Genomic DNA, 2,071 nt, shown 5'->3' with positions numbered 1-2,071 from the left:
CGTTCTGGCATCAAAACACCGGTTACCTGCCGATTACCCGCGCCGCCTTCGACCTCACCCGGGCGCAGGGCTTTTACGACCGCAATCCCGGCGCCTCGATCTCGATCGAGGAGGTCACGCTGAAGCCGCCGACCGACAACTCCAAGGGCATCCGGCTCGGCTCGTTCGTGCTGGTGCGCGACGTGATCGAGGAGGAGCTCGAGCAGGTGTTCGCCGGCAAGCGATCGGCGCAGGCCGCGATGGACAACGCGGTCGAGCGCGGCAACCGCCTGCTCCGCCAGTTCGAGCGCGCGAGTCCGGATCGGTAATGTTCCTTTCCCGTGCGTCGTCATGACGGCATCGCTGCCGGACCTGGCTGATTTTGACTCCTATCGTACCTGGCGCGCCGATCCCGCGCGCTGGCTGTCAGCGGCGATCGACATTGCGCGCGGCCATCGCGTCGCCGCGAACGCGCCACGGATTTTCTCGACCGGCACCAATCTCGTCGTAGCGCTCGACGACCGGCTGATCCTGAAGATTTTTCCACCCATGCTCCGTCCGCAATTCGTCTCCGAGTGCGCTTCGCTGTCGGTGCTTCATGGCCGGCTTCATATTCCGATCCCGGAAATCATCGCCGCAGGAGAGCGCGACGGCTGGCCCTATCTCATCACCACGCGGCTATCCGGCGTGCTGGGTGCGGAAGCGTGGCCTCGGCTGTCGGAGGCGGACAAGGAATCTGTGCTTGGCGAGATCGGCCAGACCATTGCGGCGGTGCAGCGCGTTCCTCCCGGTGATCTGCTGCGGATCGAGCCCGCCTGGCCGGACTTCATGCGCCGTCAGATCGCCGGATGCCGCACGCGGCACGAACGCCTGGGACTGCCTGGGAAGTTTCTGGACGGTTTGGACGGCCTGCTGGGCGACGCGGCCTCGTTGATTCCGATGGATGCGCCGCCGGTGATCCTGACGGGCGAGTACATTCCGGAAAACTTCCTTCTGAACGAGCAAGGCGGGCGATGGCGTGTCGCCGGGCTGTTCGATTTCGGCGATGTGCTCACCGGCTGGCGCGATTATGATCTCCTCGGTCCCAGTGCCTTCATGGCTGCCGGAAGGGCGCGCCGCGTGCGCAGCCTGCTGGAGGGTTTCGGCTATTCAGGTGCCGATATCGATTTCACCTTGAAGCGCCGGCTGATGGCGTTGATGCTGCTGCACCGCGCCAGCGATCCGCTGAAGCACATCTGCATCGACGGCTGGCAGCATCAGGCCGGCGATCTCATCCAGCTTCAAGAGCTGATCTGGCCGAATTGAGGGTCGGGAGTCGGACGACGTGAGGAGGACTTGATCCCTGCATCTGCCTGCAAATTGAGCAGAGATGTCGCCCGGTATGCAGCGAACCTGGCGGCTAGCTGTATTCATCAGTCCAGTCATGCGCTTAAGAGCCAAGTCGGGGCTGATTAAATCTGGCACAAACCTTGCGACTGCTGCTCGTGCCGATGTCTCGAGGAGCAAGAAAGGAGCGTGATGGTCTCCGATTCGCTGGACGCGTACATCGATGCCGTTGCCGAGGCGCTGGCGCTGCCGCTCGAGGAAGCCTGGAAGCCGGCAGTGCGAGCCAATCTCGACGTGTCGCTGCGGCTCGCGCGGCTGGTCGACGAATTCGCGTTGCCCGACGAGACCGAGCCGGCCAGTGTCTTCACCGCCTGATCACGCCATGTCCGCCGCCGAGATTGCGCAGTCGGTTGCTGCGCGCCGGATCTCCGCGCTCGAAGCGACCGAAGCGGCGCTGGCGCGGATCGCGCAGTTCGACACCCTCAATTCGTTCACCGACATCACCGCTGAGCGGGCGCAGGCCACGGCGCGCGCCATCGATACCGCGATCGCGGCCGGGAAGCAGCCCGGTCCGCTCGCCGGCGTGCCGTTCGCGGTGAAGAACCTGTTCGACGTAAAGGGGCTTCCGACCCGCGCCGGATCGAAGATCAACCGTGACCGGCCGCCTGCACCGCGCGACGCGACGCTGATTGAGCGGATGGAAGCCGCCGGCGCGGTCTTGGTCGGCGCGCTCAATATGGGTGAGTACGCCTACGACTTCACCGGC

The 2,071-nt window shown here is 64.8% G+C and carries 3 protein-coding genes and 1 pseudogene; all 4 read left to right on the top strand.

Features of this window, described 5'->3' with window-relative positions:
• Positions 1–308: pseudogene (locus tag JOY90_RS06215) on the top strand (sn-glycerol-3-phosphate ABC transporter substrate-binding protein); the annotation flags it as partial.
• Positions 309–330: 22 nt separating this feature from the next.
• Positions 331–1,284 carry a phosphotransferase gene (locus tag JOY90_RS06210; protein WP_291690272.1) on the top strand — a complete coding sequence of 318 codons (954 nt, stop codon included), beginning with the start codon at positions 331–333 and terminating at the stop codon, positions 1,282–1,284.
• Positions 1,285–1,497: 213 nt separating this feature from the next.
• A complete protein-coding gene (locus JOY90_RS06205; protein ID WP_291690271.1) occupies positions 1,498–1,680 on the top strand; it encodes a DUF4089 domain-containing protein in 183 nt (60 codons plus the stop codon).
• Positions 1,664–2,071, top strand: a 408-nt coding sequence (locus tag JOY90_RS06200) for an amidase family protein (RefSeq protein WP_291690270.1), incomplete at its 3' end; no start/stop codon positions are given. The genes JOY90_RS06205 and JOY90_RS06200, both read left to right, overlap by 17 nt.

The organism is Bradyrhizobium sp. (genome assembly GCF_019242285.1).
Classification (GTDB): Bacteria; Pseudomonadota; Alphaproteobacteria; order Rhizobiales; family Xanthobacteraceae; genus Bradyrhizobium.
This window is presented reverse-complemented; position numbering and strand designations above follow the sequence as displayed.